General features: G+C 72.9%; 18 protein-coding genes, 1 tRNA gene and 1 pseudogene. 12 read left to right on the top strand and 8 right to left on the bottom strand.

Annotated features, from left to right (window positions below; all coding sequences use genetic code 11):
* The first annotated feature begins 402 nt into the window (after nucleotides 1-402).
* The 4 genes from tmk to ACFWVV_RS22610 all read left to right on the top strand — a co-directional run bounded on the left by tmk (nucleotide 403) and on the right by ACFWVV_RS22610 (nucleotide 7,192).
* Nucleotides 403-3,801: a dTMP kinase gene (gene tmk, locus ACFWVV_RS22625; RefSeq protein WP_384353859.1), complete on the top strand. Its 3,399-nt coding sequence runs from the start codon at nucleotides 403-405 to the stop codon at nucleotides 3,799-3,801.
* A 188-nt stretch (nucleotides 3,802-3,989) separates the two neighbouring features.
* Nucleotides 3,990-5,195 (top strand): DNA polymerase III subunit delta', encoded by a 1,206-nt coding sequence (locus ACFWVV_RS22620; RefSeq protein ID WP_384353857.1) that lies wholly within the window; start codon nucleotides 3,990-3,992, stop codon nucleotides 5,193-5,195.
* A 215-nt stretch (nucleotides 5,196-5,410) separates the two neighbouring features.
* Nucleotides 5,411-6,997 (top strand): alpha/beta hydrolase, encoded by a 1,587-nt coding sequence (locus tag ACFWVV_RS22615; RefSeq protein WP_384353855.1) that lies wholly within the window; start codon nucleotides 5,411-5,413, stop codon nucleotides 6,995-6,997.
* A gap of 121 nt (nucleotides 6,998-7,118) precedes the next feature.
* Nucleotides 7,119-7,192: transfer RNA gene (locus ACFWVV_RS22610), tRNA-Thr, on the top strand.
* Nucleotides 7,193-7,342: 150 nt separating this feature from the next.
* Here the strand turns inward: ACFWVV_RS22610 and ACFWVV_RS22605 are convergent.
* The 6 genes and pseudogenes from ACFWVV_RS22605 to ACFWVV_RS22580 all read right to left on the bottom strand — a co-directional run.
* Nucleotides 7,343-7,771 (bottom strand): annotated as a pseudogene (locus tag ACFWVV_RS22605) (VOC family protein); the annotation flags it as partial.
* A gap of 54 nt (nucleotides 7,772-7,825) precedes the next feature.
* Complete coding sequence (locus ACFWVV_RS22600) at nucleotides 7,826-8,431, bottom strand: GNAT family N-acetyltransferase (protein WP_384353853.1); 606 nt, start codon at nucleotides 8,429-8,431, stop codon at nucleotides 7,826-7,828.
* Between the two features lie 145 nt (nucleotides 8,432-8,576).
* Nucleotides 8,577-9,236 carry a DsbA family protein gene (locus ACFWVV_RS22595; RefSeq protein ID WP_384353851.1) on the bottom strand — a complete coding sequence of 220 codons (660 nt, stop codon included), beginning with the start codon at nucleotides 9,234-9,236 and terminating at the stop codon, nucleotides 8,577-8,579.
* A 126-nt stretch (nucleotides 9,237-9,362) separates the two neighbouring features.
* A complete protein-coding gene (locus ACFWVV_RS22590; protein ID WP_384353972.1) occupies nucleotides 9,363-9,824 on the bottom strand; it encodes a Dps family protein in 462 nt (153 codons plus the stop codon).
* A 285-nt stretch (nucleotides 9,825-10,109) separates the two neighbouring features.
* Nucleotides 10,110-10,457: a DUF6479 family protein gene (locus ACFWVV_RS22585; protein ID WP_384353849.1), complete on the bottom strand. Its 348-nt coding sequence runs from the start codon at nucleotides 10,455-10,457 to the stop codon at nucleotides 10,110-10,112.
* Nucleotides 10,458-10,526: 69 nt separating this feature from the next.
* Nucleotides 10,527-12,224, bottom strand: coding sequence for a bifunctional 3'-5' exonuclease/DNA polymerase (locus tag ACFWVV_RS22580; protein ID WP_384353847.1), 1,698 nt, complete (start codon nucleotides 12,222-12,224; stop codon nucleotides 10,527-10,529).
* A gap of 230 nt (nucleotides 12,225-12,454) precedes the next feature.
* Between ACFWVV_RS22580 and ACFWVV_RS22575 the strand changes: the two genes are divergently transcribed.
* The 3 genes from ACFWVV_RS22575 to ACFWVV_RS22565 all read left to right on the top strand — a co-directional run bounded on the left by ACFWVV_RS22575 (nucleotide 12,455) and on the right by ACFWVV_RS22565 (nucleotide 17,362).
* The gene (locus ACFWVV_RS22575; protein ID WP_384353845.1) at nucleotides 12,455-13,429 is read left to right on the top strand and encodes a hypothetical protein; all 975 of its coding nucleotides are present in this window, start codon (nucleotides 12,455-12,457) and stop codon (nucleotides 13,427-13,429) included.
* A gap of 209 nt (nucleotides 13,430-13,638) precedes the next feature.
* Nucleotides 13,639-14,886, top strand: a complete 1,248-nt coding sequence (locus ACFWVV_RS22570) for a DUF2786 domain-containing protein (protein ID WP_384353843.1) — start codon at nucleotides 13,639-13,641, stop codon at nucleotides 14,884-14,886.
* Between the two features lie 265 nt (nucleotides 14,887-15,151).
* Nucleotides 15,152-17,362 carry an FUSC family protein gene (locus ACFWVV_RS22565; RefSeq protein ID WP_384353841.1) on the top strand — a complete coding sequence of 737 codons (2,211 nt, stop codon included), beginning with the start codon at nucleotides 15,152-15,154 and terminating at the stop codon, nucleotides 17,360-17,362.
* A gap of 96 nt (nucleotides 17,363-17,458) precedes the next feature.
* On the opposite strand, the gene ACFWVV_RS22560 is transcribed toward ACFWVV_RS22565, so the two are convergent.
* Nucleotides 17,459-17,980 (bottom strand): hypothetical protein, encoded by a 522-nt coding sequence (locus ACFWVV_RS22560; RefSeq protein WP_384353839.1) that lies wholly within the window; start codon nucleotides 17,978-17,980, stop codon nucleotides 17,459-17,461.
* A 283-nt stretch (nucleotides 17,981-18,263) separates the two neighbouring features.
* On the opposite strand from ACFWVV_RS22560, the gene ACFWVV_RS22555 reads away from it, so the two are divergent.
* Nucleotides 18,264-18,503, top strand: a complete 240-nt coding sequence (locus tag ACFWVV_RS22555; protein ID WP_384353837.1) for a DUF397 domain-containing protein — start codon at nucleotides 18,264-18,266, stop codon at nucleotides 18,501-18,503.
* Nucleotides 18,504-18,534: 31 nt separating this feature from the next.
* On the opposite strand, the gene ACFWVV_RS22550 is transcribed toward ACFWVV_RS22555, so the two are convergent.
* Nucleotides 18,535-19,062, bottom strand: a complete 528-nt coding sequence (locus ACFWVV_RS22550) for an ATP-binding protein (RefSeq protein ID WP_384353835.1) — start codon at nucleotides 19,060-19,062, stop codon at nucleotides 18,535-18,537.
* A gap of 293 nt (nucleotides 19,063-19,355) precedes the next feature.
* Between ACFWVV_RS22550 and ACFWVV_RS22545 the strand changes: the two genes are divergently transcribed.
* From ACFWVV_RS22545 to ACFWVV_RS22530, 4 genes are all read left to right on the top strand, one after another.
* The gene (locus ACFWVV_RS22545) at nucleotides 19,356-20,219 is read left to right on the top strand and encodes a helix-turn-helix domain-containing protein (protein ID WP_384353833.1); all 864 of its coding nucleotides are present in this window, start codon (nucleotides 19,356-19,358) and stop codon (nucleotides 20,217-20,219) included.
* A 184-nt stretch (nucleotides 20,220-20,403) separates the two neighbouring features.
* Nucleotides 20,404-21,861 (top strand): aldehyde dehydrogenase family protein, encoded by a 1,458-nt coding sequence (locus ACFWVV_RS22540; RefSeq protein WP_384353831.1) that lies wholly within the window; start codon nucleotides 20,404-20,406, stop codon nucleotides 21,859-21,861.
* 128 nt (nucleotides 21,862-21,989) lie between these two features.
* Nucleotides 21,990-22,748 (top strand): MerR family transcriptional regulator, encoded by a 759-nt coding sequence (locus ACFWVV_RS22535; RefSeq protein ID WP_384353829.1) that lies wholly within the window; start codon nucleotides 21,990-21,992, stop codon nucleotides 22,746-22,748.
* A 211-nt stretch (nucleotides 22,749-22,959) separates the two neighbouring features.
* On the top strand, nucleotides 22,960-23,871 hold the full coding sequence (locus ACFWVV_RS22530) for a DedA family protein (RefSeq protein ID WP_384353827.1): 912 nt from the start codon (nucleotides 22,960-22,962) through the stop codon (nucleotides 23,869-23,871).
* Nucleotides 23,872-23,969: the final 98 nt, after the last annotated feature.

Genomic DNA, 23,969 nt, shown 5'->3' with positions numbered 1-23,969 from the left:
GGCCGGGACGGCTCGTGCCCCGCTCCCCTGCGCGGGGGGCGGGGCCTTCGCCGTGTGAGGGAGCGGGTCTCCCCCTGCGAGGGACGACGGCAGCCGGGGTCCGTGGTCCGCGTCCGTACTCGAGGTCCGAGCCGGGCTCGGTGGCCTGGGCCAGCCCCGGCGCAGGTCTCCGCAGGGCTGGGTCAGCCCCGGCGCAGGTCTCCGCGGCCCGGTGGCCTGGGGCAGCCCCCGCGCAGGTCTCCGCAGGCCCGGTCGCCCGGGTCAGCCCCCGCGCAGGTCTCCGCAGGCCCGGTGGCCCGAGGTCAGCCCCGGCGCAGGTCTCCGCAGGCCTGGTCGGTCCCGTCCGCCCATATGTTCGGGCGCTCACGCATGCCTTCCCGTTTGGCCGGATAGGCTGGCTGGATGACGCGAGCCGAGCAGCCAACGGTCGTGAGCCCCACCTCCGACGCACTAGCCGCAGACTCACGCGAGCGAGCCGTCCGGGCTCTTCTGCGCCACCAGCCGCTCCGGCGGCTGTGGAGCGCACAGCTCGTCGGCGGTATCGGGGACGCTCTCGCCCTCCTTGTCCTTCTCCTGCTGACGCTGGAGGCCGCGGGCCCCCAGGGGTTCTTCGGCGGTGACTACCGCGCCGACGCCTTCGTCGTCGCCGCGGTGTTCGGCGCACGCCTCCTCGCCACGCTCCTCTTCGGCGCCGTACTGCTCGGGCCGATGTCCGCGCTGGTCGCGCCCGGTGGGCCGCTGGACCGGCGGTGGGCGATGCTCGCCGCCGACGGGGTGCGGCTCGCGCTGCTCGTCGTCGCCCCGCTCTGGGTGGTCTGGCTGCCCGCCAAGGCACCCGCGATGCTGCTGGTCAGCGTGTTCGTCATGGGAGTCGCCGAGCGGTTCTGGGCGGTGGCGCACCAGAGCGCCGCCCCGGCGCTGCTGCCCGCGCCGCCCCTTGAGGGCGCCGCGGTACGACCGCTTCCCGACCACCTGGAAGCGCTGCGGAAGCTGTCCCTCCGTACCGGCTTCGCGGCCATCCCTGCGGCGGCCGCCACCCTCCTCGTGGCTACCCTGCTCGGGCGGCTGCTCGGGGTCGGACTCGACTGGTTCACGCACCACCAGGCGGCACTCGGTTCATACCTGGCCGCCGGGCTCTTCGCGGCCTCCCTCTCGACACTTGCCATGCTGCAGCTGCCGGACGCGCACACTCCGCGTCCGCGGTCCCCGCTGGAGGGCCTGCGCCGCCCCAGCGCCGGGAACGGCCCCGACAAGGGACGCACCGGAGCCATTTCCCTGCTGGTCTTCGCCTGCGCCGCCGTCACCGGGGCGATCGCCGCCGCGGCCGCTGTCTCCGTACTGCACGCGAGCGACCTCGGCCGCGGTGCCGCCGTCTTCGCGCTGCTGGTGCTCGGCCTCGCCGCGGGCACCGGGGTCGGGATCCGGGTCGCGGCCAAGGTCCTGCCCGCGCTGTCGCGCCGCCGCATGCTGGCCCTCGCGATCGCCGTCACCGGCGTCGCGCTGCTCGCCATGGCGCTGGTGCCCGACACCACGACCGTGCTGCTGCTCGCCCTCCTCGCCGGTGTCGCCGCAGGCGTCGCAGCGAACACCGGGCATACCCTGCTCGACCTGGAGACCGAGGACTACCGGCGGGCCCGCACCACCGAGCACCTCCAGGCAGTCGTACGGCTGACCGCCGCGGTCGGCGTCCTCGCCGGACCCCTGCTGGCCGCCGCGATCGGCTTCCACCGGCTCCAGAGCGGAACCTTCGTCTTCATACGGGGCGGTGGCGCCGGTTACACGTTGATGCTGGTCGGTGTGCTGCTGCTGCCCGTCGCCGCACTCGTACTCGCCAAAGCGGACGACCGGCAGGGCGTTCCGCTGCGCCGCGATCTGCGGGAGGCGATCCGCGGCGGCCAGCCCGGTCAGGCGCCGTCCGCGACCGGCTTCTTCATCGCCCTGGAGGGCGGCGACGGCGCGGGCAAGTCCACCCAGGCCAAGGCGATCGCCGACTGGATACGGGCCAAGGGCCACGAGGTCGTGGTGACGCGTGAGCCCGGAGCGACGCCGATCGGCAAGCGGCTGCGGTCGATCCTGCTCGACGTGTCGAGTGCGGGCCTCTCCAACCGGGCCGAGGCGCTGCTGTACGCCGCCGACCGGGCCGAGCACGTCGACTCGGTCGTCCGGCCCGCACTGGAGCGCGGCGCCGTGGTCATCACCGACCGCTACATCGACTCCTCGGTGGCCTACCAGGGGGCCGGACGCGATCTGGCCCCGACCGAGATCGCACGGATGTCGCGGTGGGCGACGCACGGTCTCGTACCGCATCTGACGGTGCTGCTGGATGTGTCGCCGGAGACCGCGCGGGAGCGGTTCACCGAGGCACCGGACCGGCTGGAGTCGGAGCCGCCGGAGTTCCACGCGCGCGTGCGGGCCGGATTCCTGACGCTGGCGGCCGCCGACGCGAGCCGCTACCTGGTCGTCGACGCGGGCCAGGAGCCCGAGGCGGTCACCACCGTCGTACGGCACCGGCTCGACCGGATGCTGCCGATGTCCGAGCAGGAGATCGCCGCAGCCGAAGCCGCCCGCAAGGCCGCCGAGGAGGAGGCACGGCGCCTCGCCGAGGAGGAGGCCGCGCGCAAGGCCGAGGAGGAGCGGATCGAGCGCGAGCGGCAGGAACAGCTCGCCCGGCTGCGTGCCGAGGAGGAGGAGCGCAAGCGCCGCGAGATCGAGGAGGCGCGTCAGCGCGAGGCCGAGCGGCAGGCCGAGGAGGCCAGGCAGCGCGCCGAGGAGGCCCGCAGGCAGGCCGAGGAGGAACGCAAGCGCCGCGAGGCCGAGGCCAAGGCGCGAGCCGCCGAACAGGAAAGGCTGCGCAAACAGGCCGAGGAAGAGGCACGGCTGCGCGCGGAGGCCGAGGAGCGCCGCCGGGAGAAGCAGCGCAAGGCCGAGGAGGCACTGCTCCGGGCGGAGGAAGCCCGGCGCGCGGCGGAGACGGCGAGTGCCGCTTCGGCCTGGGCATCGACGGCTGCCGCTACGGCGGCGGCGACGGGCAAAGCTGCGGGGGCGGGCACTCCCGCCGGACAGTCAGGCGCTCCCGCCGGACAGTCGGGCGCTCCCGCCGGACAGTCGGGCGCTCCCGCCGGACCGTCGGGCACTCCCGCCGAGCACTCGGCGACTCCGGCTCCGGCCACCCCGGATCCGGCTGCGACCACCCCGGCTCCGGCCCCCCCGGCTCCGGCCGGTGCGCGCCCGGTGGAGTCCGACAGCGAGGTGACCGTGCAGACCCCGGTCGTACGGCTGGACATGACGAAGGACGCGGAGCCGGAGAGCGGGCGCGGGCCTGCCGATGACTCGGCTCCCTGGGCCGGGGCCGGCTCCCGTGGCTCCGCCGGCGTACCGCGAGGTGCGGCGGACGAGACGGCCGTACTGCCGCCGGTACGCCCTGGTCAGCAGGCTCCGGCCGGTGCCGCGGACGAGACCGCCGTTCTTCCGCCGGTACGTGACGGGGCGCGCGCCCCGCAGCACGGTGGCGCGGCGGGGATGGCGGACCGGGTTCCGCCGGGGTACTTCCGCGACGAGGCTGCCGGCGAGAGCGGGGCGCGGTCGCGGGGCGACGGGACCGACCGCACCCGGGAACTCCCGCAGTTCAACCCGGACGATCCCGGCGGCGAGCGGATGGAGCGGCCGCGGCGGAGGTCGGACTGGGCGGAGGAGACTCCGCTCGACGACCTGCCGTCCCTGGCGGACGAGCTGCTCGGTGATCAGGACGACCCCGGCGAGGGCCGCGGCCCCCGTGGCGGGCGCGGCGGACGCAGGTCCTGAACCCGGCGGGTGGATGGCGAAGGGGGAGTCGGCTTCGGCCGGCTCCCCCTTCCGGCTGTCGGTCCGCCGCGCGGCGACGGTGCCGCGAGCCGGCCCGCCATTTCCCCGTTGTCAGTGCCCTCACCCACAATGGAGAGCGCACCCCCAGCAGGGGCGCCGCCGAGCAGCAGAAGGAGGGCAGGACCCGGATGACCGTATGGGACGACCTCGTCGGCCAGGACCGCGTCCAGGAGCAACTGGCCGGTGCCGCCAGGGACGCCGACACCCAGGTCACCCTCCAGACCGGGGGGAACGCCGCCCCCGACGCCTCCAGGATGACGCACGCCTGGCTCTTCACGGGGCCCCCCGGCTCGGGCCGCTCCACCGCCGCCCGCGCCTTCGCCGCCGCCCTCCAGTGCGTCAGCCCCGACCGCGCACTGGGCGGCATCCCCGGCTGCGGGTTCTGCGACGGCTGCCACACCACCCTCGTGGGGACGCACGCCGACGTGGAGATCGTCCGCACCGATCTGCTCTCCATCGGTGTGAAGGAGACCCGCGACCTGGTCCGCCGCGCGCAGCTGTCCCCGGCAGTCGGCCGCTGGCAGGTCATCGTCCTGGAGGACGCCGACCGCCTCACCGAGGGCGCGGGGAACGTCCTGCTCAAGGCCGTCGAGGAGCCCGCCCCGCGCACGGTCTGGCTGCTTTGCGCGCCCTCCCTGGAGGATGTGCTGCCCACCATCCGTTCGCGCTGCCGCCACCTCACGCTCAGCACGCCCTCGGTGCACGCCGTCGCCGACGTTCTCGTACGGCGCGACGGTATCGACCCGGAAGCGGCCATGACCGCGGCCCGCGCCACCCAGGGCCACATCGGCCGCGCCCGCAGGCTGGCCACCGACGAGCGGGCCCGCAGGAGACGCGCCGCCGTGCTCCGTCTCCCGCTGCGCACCGACGACATCGGCGGCTGCCTCAAGGCCGCCCAGGAACTGGTCGACGCCGCGGGTGAGGACGCCAAGCAGGTCGCGGAAGATGTCGACGAGAAGGAGACCGAGGACATGAAGGCGGCACTCGGCGCCGGCGCGGGAGGCCGGATGCCGCGCGGTACGGCGGGTGCGATGAAGGAGCTCGCCGACCGTCAGAAGCGCCGTTCCACCCGTACGCAGCGCGACAGTCTCGACCTGGCGCTCACCGACCTGACGGGCTTCTACCGCGACGTACTCGCCCTCCAGCTCGGCTCCTCGGTCGCGCTCGCCAATGAGGACGTACGCGAATCCCTGGACCGCATCGCCCGCGACTCCACCCCCGAACGCACCCTGCGCCGCATCGAGTCGATCATCGCCTGCCGCCAGGCCCTCGACCGGAACGTGGCCCCGCTGCTGGCCGTCGAAGCCATGGCGGTGTCCCTGCGGACGGGCTGAGGCGCGGCGCGGGCTGAGGCGCGGCGCGGGCTGAGGCAAGGCGCGGGCTGAGGCACGGCGCCGCCCGGCCTCCGCACGGTGCGTGTCGGGGGCCGCGGTCCGCACTCCACCTCGGGCCCTCGTGCGGGGGCCCGCCGCATTGACCGCCTCACTCGTACGGGCACCCGCACCCCACCCGCATGCACATGGCGTCATCGTCCCACTACGCTCCGGGTATGGATACCAGGCGCCTGTTGCGCACCTCCGCCACTCTGCTCGCCGCGACCGGCCTGCTGCTCGCCGGCTCCTCGGGCTGCTCCCCGGGTACGTCGGCGCAGCCGAGCGGGAGCGTGTCGTCGGGCGCGCGGGGCCAGGGTGCCGGGCAGGCCGTGGACCGGGCGGCACTCGCCCCGTACTACGCCCAGAAGTTGACCTGGAAAGCGTGCGGCGTCCCCGGCTTCGAGTGCGCGAGCATGAAGGCACCGCTCGACTACGCGAAGCCCGGCTCCGGGAGCGGCGGCAGCGGGGACATCAAGCTGGCCGTCGCCCGCAAGAAGGCCACAGGTCCGGGCAAGCGCATCGGATCGTTGCAGGTCAACCCGGGCGGACCGGGCGGTTCCGCGATCGGCTACCTGCAGGCGTTCGCCGCCCTCGGCTACCCCGCCCCGGTCCGTGCCCGCTACGACATGGTCGCGGTCGACCCCCGCGGCGTCGCCCGCAGCGAGCCGGTCCAGTGCCTGTCGGGGCCCGAGATGGACGCCCACACCCAGGTCGACCAGACTCCCGACGACGCCGCAGAGACGGCGAAGCTGTCCGCCGCGTACCAGAAGTTCGCCCGGGGCTGCGAGAAGCGGTCGGCGCGCATCCTCCCGCACGTCTCGACCGTCGAGGCGGCCCGCGACATGGACCTCCTCCGCGAGATCCTCGGGGACACGAAGCTGCACTACGTCGGCGCCTCGTACGGCACCTTCCTCGGCGCCACGTACGCCGAACTCTTCCCCGGCCGCACGGGGCGCCTCGTGCTCGACGGCGCGATGGACCCCTCGCTGGCCGCCCGTGAGCTGAACCGCGACCAGACGGCGGGCTTCGAGACCGCGTTCCAGTCCTTCGCGGCGGACTGTGCCGAGCGGCAGGACTGCCCGCTCGGCACCGGCACCCCCGCCGAGGCCGGCACCCGCCTGAAGGCGCTCTTCACCGCCCTCGACGCCAAGCCCGCCCGCACGAAGGACAGGAACCGCCCGCTCGGCGAGTCCCTCGCCACCACCGGTGCGATCGCCGCGATGTACGACGAGGGGGCCTGGCCGCAGCTGCGCGCCGGCCTCGAGGCGGCCCGGTCCGGCGACGGCTCCCCGTTGCTGGCCCTCGCCGACAGCTACTACGAGCGCGGGCCGGGCGGCAAGTACGGCAACCTCATGTTTGCCAACACGGCCGTGAACTGCCTGGACCTCCCCCCGGCCTTCACCACTGCCGACGACGTCCGCGCCGCCCTCCCCTCCTTCGAGAAGGCCTCCCCGGCCTTCGGCGAAAGCCTCGCGTGGGCCTCCCTGAACTGCGGCTCCTGGCCGCTGCCCGCCACCGGCAGGCCCCACCGCATCGAGGCCGAGGGCGCCGCCCCGATCGTCGTGGTCGGCACCGCCCGCGACCCCGCCACCCCGTACAAGTGGGCGAAGTCCCTGGCCGCCCAGCTCGCCACCGGCACTCTCCTCACCTACGACGGTGACGGCCACACGGCGTACAACCGGGGCAGCGACTGCATCGACACCGCGATCAACACCTACCTCCTGGAAGGCACCCCTCCGAAGGACGGCAAGCAGTGCTCCTGACCCCGCCACCTCCCCTGTGACCTGCGGAAAGTCCCTCAGCCCCGGGGTGGGCGGAGCACCCCGGGAAACTGTGTAGACTTGTCCACGCTGCTGATCGCACCATGGTGTGAACGGCAGCGGCGCCGCCTTAGCTCAGTTGGCCAGAGCAACGCACTCGTAATGCGTAGGTCTCGGGTTCGAATCCCGAAGGCGGCTCGGATCAGCCCCAGGACTCACTCGCCGTGACCTGGGGCTTTTTCATGTCCGGTGGTACGGGAGTTACCGCTGTTCCGGCGCGTCCGACGTGCCCGACGCGTCCGGCGCGTCCGGCGCGTCCGACGTGTCCGTCGTGCCCGGCGCGTTCGTGTCCTGGGGGTACCAGCGCAGCTCGACCGTGTTGCCGTCCGGGTCCTGGACGTAGATCGACTGGGCGTCGCCGCGTGCGCCGAAGCGGGGGACCGGGCCCTCCAGAACCGTGAACCTGTCAGAGGCGATCACCTCTTGCCAGTCGAGTGGGTCGACGACCAGGCAGATGTGGTCGACGTTCGACTCGCCGCGGGGGCGGCTGAACAGGTCGATGATGGTCGAGGGGGTGACCCGGACCGAGGGGAACGGGACCTTGCCGGCCCGCCACTCCTCCACCCGGACGGGTTCGAGGCCCAGCGGGCCGGTGTAGAAGGCGAGGGAGCGTTCGACGTCGGTGACGTTGAGGACCAGGTGGTCGAAGTCCTTCACGCGGAGCTTCGGGCCGGGCTGTGCGGAAGCGGGGGATGAAGGTGTGGTGGGGAGCGTCATGGGGTGACTTTCGGCCGCACGCCCGTGCCTGTCAATGAGGATTCTGCGGGGGCCTCAGTGGTTCTCCAGGGTGGCCGAGGGCAGCCACTGGCTCCAGACCTCCAGTTCGGGGCGGCCGTCGGCGGCCGGTACGGTGCCGGTGCGGCTCCAGGACCAGGCCGCGTACGCCGCCTTCGCCGCGGTGTTGGACGGCTCGATGAGTGTGGTGACGCGGTCCGCGTCGACGCGGACGAGCAGGCGTTCCTGGAGGCGGGCCGCGATGTTCTGGCGGCGGTGGCCCGGGTCCACCATCAGCTCGGCGATGGTGAACAGCTTTCCCGAATCGGGGAGTTGGCCCAGTTCTCGCGGGGCGATGTCGTGACGCCCGTACCACCAGCCGCCCTGCCGGTCGGGGAGATAGCCGTAGATGCAGCCCACCAGGGCGGTGCCCTTGGTGGCGATCAGCATGTCGAAGCCGGGACGCTGTACTTCCTCCCCGAAGCGGGTGAGGAAGGTCCGCCGGTCGCGGAAGGCCGGATCGTACGGGTTGCTCGCCTGGGACGTCGTTCCCTCGCCGTTGTCCCGGTACGTCGCCTCGTACAGGTCCGCGATGGATTCACGCTGCTGGTCGGCCTGCCACCTGCTCAGCCGACGGAAGAAGACCTCTGCCACTGCTGCCATGTCCACAGCGTGACAGTGCGGGGCGGGTTGGGGAACAGCCAAGCCTGCGTACCTGCGTCGCTTTACGTTTTCGTGGGGATGCCCATGGTGAGGTGGGGCGTCGTGCGCCGGGCGCCTGTCGTGCGTCGAAGGGCCGTCTTCGTGGCTACGGGCGGCGGGCGAGTGCCGTTTCTATCTGGGCGGCGACCTCCGGTGCGCGCAGCGGCCTGCCCGTACGGTCGAAGCCGTGGAGGGAGTCCTCGTCGAGGCGCAGGGCCGGGGTGCCGGGGACGCCGCTGCGGCCGAACGCGTCCGCCACGGCCGCCGCCCACGGGGTGTACGTCGCGGCGCCCACCGCCTCGCGGAAGGCGGGGGCGGTCAGGCCGACGGACTCGGCGACGCGCAGCAGGACTGCGGGTTCGCCGTAGGAGTCGACGCTCTCGTCGGGCTGCTGCGCGTAGAGGGCCTCGTGCAGGGTCTTGAACTCCTGGGGGCCCACATTGACCGCCGCGCCCGCCGCGCTCAGGGCCGTCAGCGAACCCCGCCCGCCGAGCATTCCGTCCAGGAACGCGGCGAAGTGGTACTCCAGCCGCAGCCGGCCCTCGTCGGCGAAGCCGCGGATCACGGCGCCCGACGCCTGTTCCAGCGCCGCGCAGTACGGGCAGCGGAAGTCCTCGTACACGGCCAGGACCGGCAGCGGGCCGGCGTCGCCGTAGGGGACGACGAGCCCGGACTCGCCCGTGGTGTGCGCGGGCCTCAGAGGTTGCTGGGGCTGCTGGGAGTCCTGTGACCGCTGCGCGTACGACTCCTGCGGGGACTGGGGCATGGGTGCGGGCTCCTTGGTCGTCCGTCCCTCCCAGCTACGCACAGCGGGGCGGGCCGCGCATCTTCAGCGGCCCGCCCCGGGGGTCGGTGGTGCGTGCTCCTGCTGGAGGCTGTGCCTCTCGTGGAGTCAGTGGTTCTCGGCCTGGAACATCCAGCGGTGCTTTTCGAGCTCAGCGGTCAGCGAGATGAAGATGTCCTGCGTCACCGGGTCCGGCTTGTCGGTCGCGTCGATGCGCTCCCGCATCCGCAGAATCGTGCCGCCCAGCGCCTCGACCAGCAGCTTGACCACGTCGTCGTCCGCCAGCCACCCGCTCGGGGGCTGCGGAAGGTCGGACTTCGCGCCCACGGTCGCCGACCGGCCGTCCGGGGCGACGCCGATGGCCGACGCGCGCTCGGCGACGGTGTCCGCGTACGCACGGGCCGTGTCGACTATCTCGTCGAGCTGGAGGTGCAGCGAGCGGAAGCGCGGCCCGACGATCGTCCAGTGGGCCTGCTTGGCGAGCAGGGAGAGGTCGATGAGGTCGACCAGCGCGCCCTGCAGCGCGAGACCGGTGACCTGGCGGGAGGCCTCCGGCAGGGTGCCTTCGATGGTCGGGTTGGCGGTGGTGGCGGCAGTGGGGGTGGTGGCAGGGGTGACGTGTGGGGTGGTCATGGTGAGGGGCCTCCTCTGGTCAATGCTCAAGTGCCTGATGTTGCTCGGAAGTGCCTGATGTTGCTCGGAAGTGCTTGGTGTGCACGGAAGTGTTGGGTGTACGGAAGCTCGCGCGGCGTGTGCGTGCCGTGCTCAGGTCCCGCGGCGCGGCGCGGCGCGGCGCGGTGCGGCGTGGCGTGTGCGTGCCGCGCTCGGTCCTGGAGCGTGGCGTGCGCGCCGGGCTCAGGTCCTGGGGCCACCGCTGCCGGACATCCCGTGGGAGTTGTCGCTGCCCGAGTTGCCGTGGCCGCCCAGCTGGTGCGGTGTGCGTCGGACACCGTCCTGGGGGAGCGCCTGCGACTCGCGGACCTCCTGCACCTCCCCGGGCGGGTGGTCCCGTTCCGGTGCCCGGGGCTGCTCCTCGGGGCGCGGCGCGGCGGGCTCACGCTTCTTGACCCGGATACCCAGCCACACGGCGCCTATGAGGATGCCCACGAGGACCAGCCCGACCAGGAACGGGGCGATGCCCACCAGGAGGTCGCGCGAGGCCGCGAGCTCCACCTCGGCGTGTTCGATGCTGTCTGCGTACATGGGTGCCGAATACCCCACGAGCCCCCTGGGATGCGGACGACCCCCGCCCCCGCACACCCGGTGACCCGCTCACTTGGCGTCCGCGTAGCACTCCACCGCCGCCACCGTGAACGGGAAGCGCGTCGGGGTCTCGCCGAAGGCGATCCGGCCGGCCAGCTCACCGGCCGCGCGGATCACCTCCCCGACCGCCTCCGCCTCCTCGGCCGGGCAGTGCACGATCACCTCGTCGTGCTGGAAGAAGACCAGCTCGGCCCGCATCCCGGCCGTGTGCAACGACTGCCGCAACGCCGCCAGCATGAGCAGGGCCCAGTCGGACGCGCTGCCCTGCACGACGAAGTTACGGGTGAAACGGCCGCGGGCACGATGGTCGCGCGAGGCGTAGCCCGGGGTGAACTCGCCGTCGGCGGAGCCCGACTCCGGGGGAGCCGCCTGCGGAATGCCCGCTTCCCCGTCGTCGTCGCCGGATTCCGGGGCGGGCGGACAGGTGCGGCCCAGCCAGGTCCGTACGAGACGGCCTTCCTCGCCCGCGCGCGCCGCGTCGTCCACGTACCCCACGGCGCGCGGGAATCTTCGGCGCATGGCGGCGAGGTTCTTCAGGCCGTCGCCGGAGGTCTGGCCGTACATCGCGCCGAGGATCGCAAGCTTGGCGGCGTCCCGGTCGCCGGAGAACGCCCGGTCGGAGACCGCCTTGTACAGGTCGCCGCTCTGGCCGGCCACGTCCATCAGCCCCGGGTCGCGGGAGATCGCGGCCAGGACGCGCGGCTCCATCTGATCGGCGTCCGCCACCACCAGCAGCCAGCCCGGGTCGGCGATCACCGCCCGGCGGATGACCTTGGGGATCTGGAGGGCGCCGCCGCCGTTGGTCACCCACCGCCCGGTGACCGTGCCGCCCGGCAGGTAGCCGGGTCTGAACCGGCCGTCGCGCACCCAGTCCTGCAGCCAGCCCCAGCCGTGCGCCGTCTGGATCCGGTACAGCTTCTTGTACGCGATCAGCGGCTCGACCGCCGGATGGTCGATCTCCTCCAGCTCCCACCGCCGGGTCGACCGCACCTTGATCCCGGCCTGACCGAACGCCTTGATCACGTCGGCCGGCAGCTCGGGCCGCACGCGCCGCCCGAACGCCTCGGAGACCCGGTCCGCGAGCTCGGCCATCCGGCGCGGGTCGCCGCCCCCCGCGTACCGCTCGCCGAGCAGTTCGTCGAGTACGGAGCGGTGCACATCGGCCCGCCAGGGCAGTCCGGCCCGGTTCATGTCGGCGGCGACGAGCATCCCGGCGGACTCGGCGGCCGTCAACAAGCGCATCCTGTCCGGGTGTTCGGCCGCTTCGTGCCGCGCGACCTGGTCCTCGTACACCTGGAGCAGTGCGTCGAAGGGGACGTGCACCGGCTGCGGTTCGAAGAGGGAGGACTGCGAGCCCGGCTCGGCGGCGCGCTGCGGGGGATCGGGCGGGACGGGGAGGTGGCGCAGGCGGGCGTACGCGGCGGCCGCCGAGCGGGGTTCGCCCCAGCGGCCCGCATGGCCGAGCAGGAGGAGCTCGGCGTCCTCGATGTCGTAGCACCGCTCCACCCGGACACCGGCGGCGAGCAGCCTGGGGTAGATCTCGGCGGTGGAACGCCAGACCCAGCGGCCCACCTCGGGGCGGGAGCGCACCGCCTCCGCGAGGTCCGGCTCGTGGCGTGTCTCACCGGCGGGGCGGCCGTCCCGGCTGAGCGGAACCAGGACCGCGCCGCCGCCCTCCGTCGAGGCGATGGCCCACCGGTCGTTCATGCTTGCGAGTGTGGCAGGGGGGTCTGACAACGGGACCGCCGCCGAACCGCCGGTGCGCCGTCGCCGAGCCGTCGCAAGGGCCGTGGGGAGCTCGTCGGGCGAGGCCTCGCCGGGGCCCGCGGGCGGCTTCACGCAATCGCTACGCATTCTCCCGCTCCCGGCACACAACCACTCCCGTACCCCACGGGTCACAGAGGTGTGAGTTTCGGCTGTACCGGAAGAGGAGCCCCATGAACGTCCGTCATGTCCTGGCCGCCGCGACGGCGACGGCGGCGCTGTCCGTCCTCGCGGTCCCCGCCGCGCACGCCGCGGACACCGCCGCCGAACTGCCCGCCTGCTACGACGTGTCCACGGCCTTCGGTGACTACGAGCAGAAACTGATCAAGGCGGACATCTCCAGGATCACCGGACCGGTTGTCGGCGGCGGCCCCTGGGAGCCCTTCACCGTCACGGTCACCAGCACGGCGGCCGCCGACGTGCAGGGGGTCACCCAGCAGGTGACGTTCGGCCGCCAGACGGAGAACGGGGAGGACCAGCCGGGCCCGTACCTCGATGTCGAGTACAAGTCGAACAAGACGGGCCAGTGGGTCGCTCTGGAGGGCTCGGGCGGCGCGCTGGAGCCCATCGGCACGCTCAAGCCGAAGCAGTCGGTGACCCATGAGCTGCGAATGCGCGTGTCCAAGGACGTTCCCGCGGTGATCAACTTCGCCAACGGGTACCTCTCCGCGGGCGTCGACGACCTCTACACCCACCCGGAGACCGGCGCGAAGATCCCCTGCAAGGGCAGCGCCGCCAACGAGAACGGCTTCGAGATCAAGCAGCCGGGGGCCGCCGTGCCCACCGGGAAGCCGACCACCGCCCCGCCGAAGCCGACCGCCACCGCCACCCGCCCCGGCAGGCCCGGCGAGGGCAAGCCGACCGGGCAGCCCGCGGGCGGACCGGGCGCCACGGCGAGCGCGGCGCCGACGAGCGCGGCGCCTTCGCCCTCCGGATCGCCGAGCACACAGCTCGGCGGGGTCACCGGCACGGCCGCGGCCGGCGGTGCGACCACCGGCGACCCGGTCTCCGGGAACCCGGCCGCCACCGGCAACCTGGCCGCCACCGGATCCTCCAGCGCACTGCCGGCCGTGGGCCTGGTCGGCGGTGCCGCCGTGCTGCTGGGCGTGGTCGCGGTGATCGTCGTACGGCGCAAGGGACGCGCGTAGCGGTCCGTCCTGGCAGACAGTGGCGGGGGTCGGTACGGACCGGGCCCCGCCACTCCCCGGGCCCCCGGCCCCGTACGGGCCGACAACCAGCCCCCGCGCGCGCGTGCCCCACGTGCGCACCTGCGACGATTCCTGGGACAGACGTGTCCACGGGCGAACGTACGGATGTACGCACGTCCGCACCCGCGAGGAACAGGAGCGCAGCCCCGATGGGAGAGTCGCCGGCCGAGCAGGTCGAGAGAGCGGTCGCGGCGGCCGTGTACGGCGGGGGCGGGGGCGCCGACGACACCGGCCTGGACCTCGGCGCCTCCCTGCTGGCCGCCGCCCCCTGGGCCGAAGCGGGGCGCGAGCTGCTGCGGCGGGGCGAGGAGCTGCTGCGCCGGGCCTGGGGGCGGGGCTGGCAGCCCGCCGATGTCGCCCGGCTGGTACGCCGCGACCTCGGCGAGCGGCACCTCGCCCTCCTCGTCGACCTGCTCACCGCCGAGAACCGCCGCCACGCGCGCGTGCCCGCGCGCTGGGAGGCGCAGCTGCGCGAGCTCGGTGCGCACGGACCGGTCTTCTGGCGGAGCGACGAGAGGTACGGGGACGCGCTCGCCGGGCGGGAGCGCACCGACCGGTTCTCCCTGGCCACAGCGGTCCTCGAACTGTTCAGGGCGCTCGTACGGCTGCCCGCGATCGAGCCCGTCGGGCCCGCGCCCGGGGACTCCGTACCTCTGCGGCAGCAGCGGGCGGTGGCCGGGGAGCCGCGCATGCTCACCCGGATACGCGCCCTGCTCGCCAAGGCCGAGGGCACCGAGTACCCGGAGGAGGCCGAGGCGCTGACCGCCAAGGCGCAGGAGCTGATGGCCAGGCACAGCATCGACGAGGCCGTGCTCGCCGCCCAGGGGCAGGGCGGCGGGGACGGTACGGGGCCCGGGGCGTGCCGGATCGGCGTGGACGCGCCGTACGAGACGGCCAAGGCGATCCTGCTGGACGCGGTGGCCACCGCGAACCGCTGCCGGGCGGTGTGGAACAGCGAGTTCGGGTTCTCCACGGTGGTGGGGTTCGACGCCGACCTGGAGGCGGTCGAGCTGCTGTACACCTCGCTGCTGGTGCAGGGGACCGCGGCGATGACCCGTGCCGAGGCCGCCCAGCGGGCCGGCGGCAGGAAGCGGACCAAGTCGTTCCGGCAGTCCTTCCTTACGGCGTACGCGAGCAGGCTGGGCACCCGTCTCGCGGCGGCCACCGAGCACGTGGTGGAGGAGGCGGGCGCGGGCGACCTGTTGCCCGTACTGGCGGCGCGGGACGTGGCGGTGACGGACCGGGCGGAGCAGATGTTCCCGCGCACCACGTCCACGCGCGTGCGCGGGGTGAACGACCTGGCGGGCTGGGAACACGGCACGGCCGCCGCCGACCGGGCCTCCGTACCGGGGGCGGGTGCGCGGGAGGGGCGTGGGCGGCTGCGCCCCGGGGGCTGAGGGCGGGCTCATCGGGCGGTCCCGGCCTCCCACGCCCGTGGGCGGCTGCGTCCCGGGGGTTGAGGGCGGGCTCCTCAGGCGGTCCCGACCTCCCATGCCCGTGGGCGGCTGCGTCCCGGGGGCTGAGGGCGGGCTCTTCGGGCAGCCCCGGCCTCCCACGCCCGTGGGCGGCTGCGCCCCGGGGGCTGAGGGTGGGCTCCCCGGGCAGCCCCGGCCACCCACGCCCCTTTGATCCACTTTTCCCCCGCAGCGATACCCTCGACCCATGAGCTGGCTCCAGGCGCTGAAGCACACCGCCCGCTCCGGCCTGACCGTCGAGCGGCAACGGCTCGAACCGCTCATCGCCGCCAGAGCGGCGCTCGGCCTCGCGCTCCTCGTCGGTGTCTCCCTCCAGCTCTTCGGGCCCGCCGTCGCGGCCAGCTCGGCGTTCGGGGCCTTCCAGGCGGCTCTCGCCACCTTCCAGCGGAGCTGGCGCACCCGGCCCGTCCTGGCGCTGGCTTCCGGGGCGAGCCTGGCCGTGACGACCTTCGTCGGGTACCTCAGCGGGTCCCACCCCGTGCTGTTCGTCTCCCTGCTCGCCCTGTGGACGTTCCTGGCGGGGATGGCCTGGTCCGTCGGGCCGACCGCCGGCATGATCGCCAGTTCCAACGTGGCGATCATGCTGGTCACCGTCACCCTCCCGACCTCGGTTCCGGCCGCCGCGGGGCACGCCGCGATGATCATGGTGGGCGGTGTCGTACAGGCGGCGCTCATCGTGCTGCTGCCCGTACGCCGCTGGGGCGCCCAGCGCGACGCCCTGGCCGACGCGCTGGCCGCCGAGGCCGACTACGCCCGCCGGCTGCGGCACGACCCCGTCGCACCGTTCGACCCCGAGCCGCTGATGAACGCCCGCAGCGCCGCCGCCATCACCCCGCGCCAGGCCCGCCGCCGTCCCGCCGAACTGCACGGCGCCCGCGGCCTCGCCGAACGCATCAGGCCCGTGCTGGCCTCGCTCGCCGACCCGGCCCTCGGCGTACCCGCCGAGGGGGAGGAACGGGCCCGGGTGCGCGAACTGCTGGCCGCCGCCGCGTCCACCCTCGACGCCGCCGCCCGCGCGGTCCGGCACGGCGAGCCCGTCATCATGTCCCCGGCCGCGACCGCCGTCCTCGCCGTCCCCAAGGAGGGCGCCGTACTCACCGGGCCCGCCAGGCGCGCCGAGTCCCGGCTGATCACCCTGCTGCGCGACGTGGTGGAGACCGCCCGCGGCAGCGGCACCACCAACACCGGGCGCAGCGCCCCCGAAGCGGGCAGCCCGCAGTACCGCGCCGCCCTGCACGCCGCCCAGGAGACCGCCCGCAGGGCCGCCAGGAAGATCGCCCGCCACCCCGAGCACCGCGCCGACCCCGACGACCACCTGCACCGGCCCACCGTGCTGGAACTCGTCCCGGTCGCGCTGCGCGCGATGCGCGGCGAACTCCGCCGCGACTCCCCGGTCTTCCGGCACGCCGTGCGGGTCGCCGCCGTCAGCGCCACCGGCTACGTCGTCGGCACCTCACTGCCGCTCGGCCACGGCTACTGGGCGCCGATGGCCTCCGTCATGGTGATGCGGCCCGACTTCTCGCAGACGTACTCCCGCGCCGTCGCCCGGTTCGGCGGCACGCTGCTCGGCGTCGCCCTGGCCACCGCGCTGGTCCAGCTCGCCCACCCCGGCACCAGGCTGTCCGCCGCGCTCGCCGTCATCAGCGCGTTCCTGATGTTCCTGCTGCTGCGCGCGGGCTACGCCGTCTCCCAGGTCTGCGTCGCCGCCTACGTCGTCTTCCTGCTCGGCATGGGCGGCCTCCAGTGGACCCAGACCGTGCCCGAACGCGTCGTACTGACCCTGGCCGGCGGGCTCCTCGCGATGCTCGCGTACGCGGTCTACCCGGCCTGGGAGACCCCGCGCCTGCGCACCCGCCTCGCCGACTGGCTGGTGGCCGACGGGCGGTACGCCTCCGCGGTCCTGCGGCGGTACGCCGACCCCGCCGGTGCCCCCGGTGACGCCGTGCGGGAGGCCCTGCTCGCCACCCGGGAGGCCCGGGTGGCCTGGAAGGACGCCCTGGAGCGGGCCGCCGGCGAGCCCGTCAGGCACCGCGGTCTCTCCCGCTCGGCCGCCGCGGACGCCCCCGACGCACTGGCCCAGCTCGCGCGCGTGGCGATGCTGCTGGAGGCCCATCTCCCCGCCCGCGACACCCGCCCGGTCCCGGCGGCCGCCGCCCTCGCCGAGGCCCTGCGCACCGACGCCGACGCGGCGGCCCGCGCCGTGCGCGAACGCCGCGCCCCGAAGTGGGACGCCTTCCGGGCCGCGCTGGAGACCTGGCGGGCCGAGGACACCACCGGCGACGAGAGGTTCGTACGCAAGGGGGCCGGACTCCTCCTCGAAGCGCTGGAGGAGGTCACCGACGCCCTGGCCGAGGAGGGGCCGCGTCCCAGGGAGAGCACGGCCCGCACCACCCGGTAGGGGCCGCGCCCCAGGGAGAGCACGGCCCGCACCACCCAGCGGCACGGCCCGCACCACCCCGCACGGCCCGCCAGGCATGGACAGGCCGGGCCGGGGTCACGGCAGTTTCGGCGCCGAGGGCATCCCGGAGGGGAAGTCGGTCGGCACCGCCGAGGGCAGGTCCCCGCCGGCCGCCTTGGTGAACTTCTCCTCGGTGCCGCTGCCCTCCCACTTCACCGTGAGGGACTTGCCGTCGCCGCCCGCCGTCACCGTGCCCTTGGCCCGGTCGGTGTTCCCGTTCGGGCACTTGAGGTCCAGTGCGACCCCGCCCTGGCGGACCACCCGGCCCGTGCACAGGTGCTCGCCGACGATGCCCGCCATGTCGCCCTGGATGGTCAGGACGACCAGCTTGCCGTTGGCGGTGGCCGTCCAGGAGCCCGTGACGTCCTTGGCCCCGGCGTCGCCCGCGGGCGACGTACTGGCGTCGCCGGACCCGGCGGAGGCGCCGCCCCCGGTGCTCGCCGCGCTGTCCGACGGCTTGGCCGCGCCGTCCTTTGCGCCGTCGCTGCTGCACCCGGTCAGCAGCAGGACCGCCGTGACGGCGGCCGTTCCGACGACGGTACGAATGTGCTGGTGCACTCCAAACTCCCCAAGTTGGTCGGCCGGTTGTTCAGCGGAAGGAACGCGTCAAGCTACCAGGGCGTCTAGACGTAGAGGTCGGCCGCCAATAAGGCCAACCGATTGTGTAGTCAAGAGGCAACCCCGCGTGCACGTGCATCTGCCCATGCATCGGCAGATGAACGAAGCTATGATCCGGGTCAGTTGACAGTTCGACATCCAATGACAGCAACGGCGGTGATCACGGGGAGTGGTCACCGGCAGTTGAGGCAGCAGTTGAGACCAGTACTTCCGGGAGCTACCTGTGCACCACGCATACAACGGCATGGCGGCCACGGAGCTCCACGGGGTGATCTGGCAGAAGAGCAGGCACAGCAATTCGCAGGGCTCCTGCGTCGAGTTCGCGAAACTCCCGGGCGGGAACGTGGCCGTCCGCAACTCACGGCACCCCGAGGGCCCGGCCCTCGTCTACACGCGTGCCGAGATAGAGGCGATGCTGCTCGGCATCAAGGACGGCGAGTTCGACCACCTGACGGGCGGCTAGTTGCGGCCCTCGCGGGGCCGGTGCGGCGCGCTCACTCGCCGGCGAGGCGGAACAGCGCCCAGACGACCTTTCCGTTCAGCGTCCCGGCCAGCGGGTGCCAGCCCCAGTTGTCGCTGAAGGATTCCACCAGGAACAGCCCCCGCCCCGACTCGGCGGAGAAGTCGTCGCCCTCGCGCGCGCTGGGGCCCTCGCTGCTGGGGTCGCGCACCGCGCACACCAGCCGGGAGTGCCAGCGCATCAGGTGCAAGCGCACCGGGGGGTCGGTCTCGCGCGAGGTGTCCGCGGGGATGGGTCCTCCCCTGCTCGAACGAAGTGGAGAGCTCGGGGAAGCGTGCCGGAGCGCGTTGGTGACGAGCTCGGAGACCACCAGCGAGACGTCGTCGAACAACCCCTCCAGCTGCCAGTCGCAGAGCGTGGTTCTGGTGAACTTCCGTGCCCCGCGCACCGCTTCGTATCTCGCCGGCAGCGCGCAGGACGCCGATCCGGACACTGCCGAGGGGTCGATGGGAGGAAGGCCCTGCCGTAATGGCACGAGCATGGTCGATCCATTGGTCCCCATGCGAAGGCACTCCCGGGTGTCGCGGTCGCGGCGATACAGCGGTGGTCATACGTGCGCGCGGACCATGGTTCCGAATGCGCACAGCAGATGCAAGGGCAGATGCACGTGCACGCGCCGGACTTGGGCAACAGAGTGCCGTTTCTTGCTCATTTCTTCCTCGGACCACTTTCGCACCCCTGCCATTTCCGTAACCGAATGAGTACGGGGCGAAGCGTTTTGGTGGCAGACTTCGGGCTCTCGGGGCCCTGGGGGAGGGCCTCGCGCACAGATGACCGAGAGGGAGGGCCGGAGAAGTGACCGCAGGCGAGTCGAGCGGATCTGTGGTGCGGCGCATCCTGCTGGGCTCTCAGCTCAGGCGCCTGCGCGAATCGCGCGGCATCACCCGCGAGGCGGCCGGCTACTCGATCCGTGCCTCCGAATCGAAGATCAGCCGCATGGAGTTGGGACGGGTGAGCTTCAAGGCCAGGGACGTAGAGGACCTCCTTACCCTCTACGGAGTGACGGACGGCGCGGAACGCGACTCACTGCTCGCGCTGGCGCGGGAGGCGAACCTCGCGGGGTGGTGGCACAGCTTCGGCGACGTACTGCCGGGCTGGTTCCAGACGTACGTGGGCCTCGAAGGTGCGGCTTCGCTCATCCGGATATACGAAGTCCAGTTCGTCCACGGCCTGTTGCAGACCGAGTCGTACGCGCACTCCGTCGTCTCGCGCGGCATCCCGCACGCCACCGCGGCCGAGGTCGACCGCCGTGTCGCGCTGCGCCTGGAGCGGCAGAAGGCGCTGGTGTCCGAGCGGGCCCCGCACTTCCACGCCGTGCTCGACGAGGCCGCGCTGCGGCGCCCGTACGGCGACCGCGGCGTCATGCGCGGCCAGTTGCAGCACCTGATCGACATCTCCGAGCGGGAAAACGTCACACTTCAGGTGATGCCGTTCAACTTCGGCGGCCACGCGGGCGAGAGCGGCGCCTTCACCCTGCTGCGCTTCCCCGAGTCGGACCTCTCCGACCTGGTCTACCTGGAGCAGCTGACCAGCGCGCTCTACCTGGACAAGCACGAGGAAGTCACGCAGTACGAGCGCGTGATGGACCGCCTCCAGGAGGACTGCCCCAGTCCCTCCGCCACCCGGGACGTCCTGCGCGGACTCCTGCAACTGATCTGATCCATATGTACGTTGACGGAACCTCAGCCGCCCCGCGAGCATCAGACGTCATGGGAAACCCGCACCAGCAGTCGCACCAGCAGCCTGTGCCGCATCCGGCGCACCGGTCGCGGGTGCCGCACCCGCCGCACCCGCGGCACCCGGGACCACCGTGGCAGAGCTAGTGGCAGACCTAAGGGATCGCATGTCCTTCTTCACCGACCTGGCCCACCAGTACATCGACGGCGAGTGGCGGACCGGCAGCGGCTCGTGGGACATCATCGACTTCAACCCGTACAACGGGGAGAAGCTCGCCGCGATCACCGTCGCCTCCGTCCGGGAGGTCGACGACGCCTACCGCGCCGCCGAGCGTGCCCAGCGGGAGTGGGCGGCCGTCAACGCGTACGCCCGCCGCGACATCGTGGAGAAGGTGCTGCGCCTGGTCGAGGACCGGGAGGGCGCCATCGTCGCCGCCATCACCGCGGAGGTGGGGGGCACGCGGGTGAAGGCGACGTACGAGGTCCGCCTCGCGATGGAATTCCTGCGCGAGGCCACGCAGTTGGCCACCCTGCCCGAGGGCCGCATCCTGGCCTCCCCGGTCCCCGGCAAGGAGAACCGGGTGCACCGCCTCCCGGTCGGCGTCGTCGGTGTCATCAGCCCCTTCAACTTCCCCTTCCTCACCGGCATGAAGGCCGCCGCCCCCGCGCTCGCCCTCGGCAACGCCGTCGTCATCAAGCCCAACCAGAACACCCCGGTGGTCGGCGGCGGCCTGATAGCCCGCCTCTTCGAGGACGCCGGACTGCCCGCGGGCCTGCTCAACGTCCTGATCACCGACATAGCGGAGATAGGCGACGCGCTCCTGGAGCACCCCGTCCCCAAGGTGATCGCCTTCACGGGTTCCGACCGCACCGGCCGCCACGTCGCCGCCGTCGCCGGCGCCCGCTTCAAGCGCACCGTGCTCTCCCTCAGCGGCAACAGCGCCCTGGCCGTCCTGGACGACGCCGACCTCGACTACGCGGTCGACGCGGCCGTCTTCAGCCGCTTCGTCTCCCAGGGGCAGGTCTGCATGGCCGCCAACCGGATCCTGGTGGACCGGTCGGTGGAGGAGGAGTTCCGGGAGAAGTTCGTCGCCAAGGTCCGCACCCTGCGCACCGGCGACCCCGCCGACCCCGCCACCCACCTGGGCCCCGTCATCAACACCTTCCACGCGGACGCCCTCACCGGCCTGGTCGAGACCGCCCTCGCCGAGGGCGCGACCGCTCTCGTACGGGGTGCTACGCGCGGCAACCTGGTGGAACCGACCGTACTGACCGATCTGCCCGAGGGTTCGCCCATCCTGGAACAGGAGATCTTCGGGCCGGTCGCCCTCCTGCTGCCCTTCGAGGGCGACGACGAGGCGGTCCGGATCGCCAACGACAGCCCGTACGGCCTGAGCGGCGCCGTCCACACCGGGAACGTGGAGCGCGGGGTGCGGTTCGCCCAGCGCGTCCACACCGGGATGATGCACATCAACGACTCGACCATCCAGGACGACCCCCTGGTGGCCTTCGGCGGCGAGAAGGCCTCCGGCATCGGCCGGATGAACGGCGAGTCCACGGTGGACGTGTTCACCACCCACAAGTGGATCTCCATCCAGCACGGCCGCTCCGAGTACCCCTTCTGAGCGGGGGCGGGACGGCGGGGCGCGAGGGTGCCCGGGCGGCCGGGCTTGCACCTCACGTGACGTGAGGGCGCAGGCTTCAGGGCGTACCGAAGAACACCCCACCCCGAAGAGAAGGGGAGCCGACCGCCATGAGCTACGCCGTGGGACAGGTCGCCGAGGTCGCCGGAGTGACCGTGCGGACCCTGCACCACTACGACGCGATCGGTCTGCTCTCCCCGAGCGGACGCAGCCACGCGGGACACCGTCGCTACGACGACGGCGACCTGGACCGGCTGCAGCAGATCCTGTTCTACCGGGAGCTCGGCTTCCCTCTCGACCAGGTGGCGGCCCTTCTGGACGATCCGGCGGCGGACCCGCGGGAACACCTGCGCCGCCAGCACCAGCTGCTGTCCGGCCGGATCACCCGACTCCAGGAGATGGCCGCCGCCGTCGAAACAGCCATGGAGGCACAGAAAATGGGCATCAACCTCACGCCCGAGGAGAAGTTCGAGGTCTTCGGCGACTTCGACCCCGACCAGTACGCGGAGGAGGCCGAGCGGCGCTGGGGCGGCACGGAAGCCTGGCGCCAGTCCCAGCGCCGGACCGCCGGCTACACCAAGGAGGACTGGAAGCGCGTCACCGAGCGCTTCGACGCCGCACACCGCAAGGTCGCCGGCCTGATGGCGGCAGGCGTCCCCGCGGACTCCCCGGAAGCGATGGACGCCGCCGAGGAGCACCGGCTGGTCATCTCCAGTGACCACTACGACTGCTCGCACGAGATGCACGCGAACCTCGGTGAGATGTACGTCGCCGACGAGCGGTTCACGGCCACCTACGAGGCGATCCGGCCCGGCCTCGCGGTCTACCTGCGCGATGCCATCCTGGCCAACTCCCTGCGCCACCTCTGATCCGGGCATCACCCCCGGGCCCCCTCGCGCGGCCGTACCCCGGTGCGGGCGGGCCGCGCGAGGGGGGGGCTTCGGGTGATTTGCGGGGGAGCGTGGTGCGCCGGTCCGGGCGCAGCGCACCCTGGGAGCCCGAGGGGAACCCGCCCCCACCCCCAGGCGTTGGTACTTTGGGCAGCCCACCGCACACGATCAGACCTGGAGTCCGGAACTCGTGAATACGCTTGCGCTAGGACCGGCCTGGCTGGACCCGGACTTTCTGCTGAACACGTTCGGCCCGTGGGGACTGCTCGCGATCGTCTTCGCCGAGTCCGGCCTGCTGATCGGCTTCTTCCTGCCCGGCGACTCGCTGCTGTTCACCGCCGGGCTGCTGGTCACCACTGGCAAGCTGGACATGCCGCTGTGGCTGCTGTGCACGCTGATCGTGCTGGCGGCGATCCTCGGCGACCAGGTCGGCTACCTCTTCGGCCGGAAGGTGGGTCCCGCGCTGTTCCGGCGGCCGGACTCCAAGATCTTCAAGCAGGAGAACGTCCAGAAGGCCCACGAGTTCTTCGAGAAACACGGCCCGAAGGCGCTGATCCTGGCCCGCTTCGTGCCCATCGTGCGCACCTTCACGCCGATCATCGTCGGCGTCAGCAGGATGAACTACCGCACGTTCATCACGTACAACATCATCGGCGGCGTGCTGTGGGGCGCCGGAGTGACCCTGCTGGGCGCGGCCCTCGGCAACGTGGAGTTCGTCCACAAGAACATCGAGCTCATCCTGATCGGCATCGTGCTGCTCTCGGTCGTGCCGATCGTGATCGAGGTGCTGAAGGCCCGCAGCCAGTCCAAGAAGAACCCCCCGGCCCAGGACCGCCCCTCCCACGGGACGCCGCCGGCCCACGGGACCCCGCCGGCTTACGGCACGCTGCCTGCTCACGGCACCCCGCCGGCTTACGGGACCCCGCCGACTCACGGGGCCCCGCCCGCCCCCGGCACTGCGCCGGCCCACGGTGCCCCGGGCACCCCGCCCGCCCCCGGTGCCCCGCCTGCCCCCGAGGCCCAGGACCACGCCACCCAGATCCTGCGCCCCCAGAACCCCCCGAACAACCCGCCGCAGCGCGGCCGTCACGCCAAGAGGTAGCCGGGCACACCGCTAAGGAGAGGCCAGGAGACAGTACACCCAGCCCACTGTGGCGTACTCACTAATGACGATGCAGACCACTCTCGAGCACTAGTACA

This window comes from Streptomyces sp. NPDC058663 (assembly GCF_042716745.1).
Classification (GTDB): Bacteria; Actinomycetota; Actinomycetes; order Streptomycetales; family Streptomycetaceae; genus Streptomyces.
This window is presented reverse-complemented; position numbering and strand designations above follow the sequence as displayed.

What these genes read in the sequence shown, in the direction of transcription:
- ACFWVV_RS22615 (WP_384353855.1), top strand. Translation starts at nt 5,411, where the DNA reads ATGGATACCAGGCGCCTGTTGCGCACCTCCGCCACTCTGCTCGCCGCG.
- ACFWVV_RS22535 (WP_384353829.1), top strand. Translation starts at nt 21,990, where the DNA reads ATGAGCTACGCCGTGGGACAGGTCGCCGAGGTCGCCGGAGTGACCGTG.
- ACFWVV_RS22575 (WP_384353845.1), top strand. Translation starts at nt 12,455, where the DNA reads ATGAACGTCCGTCATGTCCTGGCCGCCGCGACGGCGACGGCGGCGCTG.
- ACFWVV_RS22570 (WP_384353843.1), top strand. Translation starts at nt 13,639, where the DNA reads ATGGGAGAGTCGCCGGCCGAGCAGGTCGAGAGAGCGGTCGCGGCGGCC.
- tmk (WP_384353859.1), top strand. Translation starts at nt 403, where the DNA reads ATGACGCGAGCCGAGCAGCCAACGGTCGTGAGCCCCACCTCCGACGCA.
- ACFWVV_RS22550 (WP_384353835.1), bottom strand. Translation starts at nt 19,062, where the DNA reads ATGGGGACCAATGGATCGACCATGCTCGTGCCATTACGGCAGGGCCTT.
- ACFWVV_RS22565 (WP_384353841.1), top strand. Translation starts at nt 15,152, where the DNA reads ATGAGCTGGCTCCAGGCGCTGAAGCACACCGCCCGCTCCGGCCTGACC.
- ACFWVV_RS22595 (WP_384353851.1), bottom strand. Translation starts at nt 9,236, where the DNA reads ATGCCCCAGTCCCCGCAGGAGTCGTACGCGCAGCGGTCACAGGACTCC.
- ACFWVV_RS22585 (WP_384353849.1), bottom strand. Translation starts at nt 10,457, where the DNA reads ATGTACGCAGACAGCATCGAACACGCCGAGGTGGAGCTCGCGGCCTCG.
- ACFWVV_RS22580 (WP_384353847.1), bottom strand. Translation starts at nt 12,224, where the DNA reads ATGAACGACCGGTGGGCCATCGCCTCGACGGAGGGCGGCGGCGCGGTC.
- ACFWVV_RS22540 (WP_384353831.1), top strand. Translation starts at nt 20,404, where the DNA reads ATGTCCTTCTTCACCGACCTGGCCCACCAGTACATCGACGGCGAGTGG.
- ACFWVV_RS22600 (WP_384353853.1), bottom strand. Translation starts at nt 8,431, where the DNA reads ATGGCAGCAGTGGCAGAGGTCTTCTTCCGTCGGCTGAGCAGGTGGCAG.
- ACFWVV_RS22620 (WP_384353857.1), top strand. Translation starts at nt 3,990, where the DNA reads ATGACCGTATGGGACGACCTCGTCGGCCAGGACCGCGTCCAGGAGCAA.